This window comes from Sphingomonas sp. A2-49, from assembly GCF_025548555.1.
In the GTDB taxonomy this organism is placed as follows: Bacteria; Pseudomonadota; Alphaproteobacteria; order Sphingomonadales; family Sphingomonadaceae; genus Sphingomonas.
Genome location: NZ_JAJLPA010000048.1, coordinates 1 through 1,343, shown reverse-complemented (window position 1 = coordinate 1,343; position 1,343 = coordinate 1). Strand labels below are relative to the sequence as shown.

The 1,343-nt window shown below is 69.9% G+C and carries 1 protein-coding gene; it reads right to left on the bottom strand.

The genetic code is table 11. The annotated features are described in order from the left end of the window. Positions 1 to 109: 109 nt before the first annotated feature. Positions 110 to 1,138, bottom strand: a complete 1,029-nt coding sequence (cpaB, locus tag LPN01_RS19005; protein ID WP_262829995.1) for a Flp pilus assembly protein CpaB — start codon at positions 1,136 to 1,138, stop codon at positions 110 to 112. Between the last annotated feature and the right edge of the window lie 205 nt (positions 1,139 to 1,343).

Below are 1,343 nucleotides of genomic sequence, written 5' to 3'. Positions count from 1 at the left end.
GGCGTCGGCGCTGCTCGCGACGGCGCCGGCGATCGTGCCGGCGGCCAGCGCGACCGCGATCGGCAGCGCCAGCGGCGCCCGCTTGCGAGACGTGACGATGGTGCGCATCTTAATTCTTCCCCCCGACCGGAACGACGGTCACACTGTTGCCGCGCGCGACGCGCACGATGGGTCCGACGATCACGCCCGGGGTACTGCCGCCCGGCGTGGTGGTGGCGGGGACGCCCGGCATGGTTGCCATGGCGCCCTTGGCGGGCACGGTGCTGCGCTGGAAGCGCGACACGTCGGCGCCCGTCGCGAAGCTCGAACTGCCGCTCTGTGGCTGCGAAGCGACGCGGATCATCATCGCCTTTTCGGCCTTGGGATCGCCGTTGGGCACGGTTACCGCGCCGCTGGCGATCGCTTCTTCCAGTTCGCTCGAATTGTCGGCGAGCGCGCGCAGCGACAGCGACAGTTCGCCGAGCGTGCGGGCGACCGCGACCTGCTCCGCCATCTTGGGCGTCGCCTCGATCGTCACCGTGGAATAGGTGCTGACGCGGGTCTTGCCGTCCTCGCCGACGGTATTGTCGGTACGCTGGTCGGTGGCGAGCACGCGGACGTTGCGCATGATCGTTTCCGACACCTTGAGCGGCTGGCCGTCGCCGCCGCCGGTCACCGTCTGGGTCAAGACGAGGTCGATGCGATCGCCCGGAAAGACGAAGCCCGCGACCGCGGCCTGGCTGGACACGCTGACCGTGACCGCGCGCATGCCCGGCCCGAGCGCCGCCGCCAGGAAGCCGCGGTCGCCGGGCGAGACGAGCGCGCCCTTGGTGACCGGCTGGCCGGCGGTGATCGCGTTGCGGACCACGGTGCCCTGCAGCTTCGACAGGTCGGTGCCCGCCTTCAGGTAATAGGCGCCGTCGACCAGCTCCTTTGGCCATGGCTGGAACTTCAGCGCGGTGGCGTCGAGGATGGTGCCGACGGGCAGGGCGCGGGTGGCGACCAGCACTTCGGGACCGGTGACCTGTACCGGGGCGGGCTGGCCCATTGCGGCGGCTTCCGGCGCGGCCGACCCTGCGATGAGGGTGCGGGCGAAGAATGCCGTGATGCCGGCGACGAACAACGCGCCCACCAGCAAAACGATCTTGCGACTATCCATGTCTCATCGGGCCTTTCAGCGCACCGGTGGTTGATCCGGCGGTAATCATGCGGGTCAGTGGTTAAGATCAGGTTTGTGAGAGCGTTGCGGGAAGGACCGCCGGCAGCGCGAGCAGCGCCGCGGCGGCGATCGCGACGCCATAGGGCACCTCGATCGCGCCGATCCGGCGCAGCCAGCGGCGCTCCAGCATCATCGCGAGCGTGAT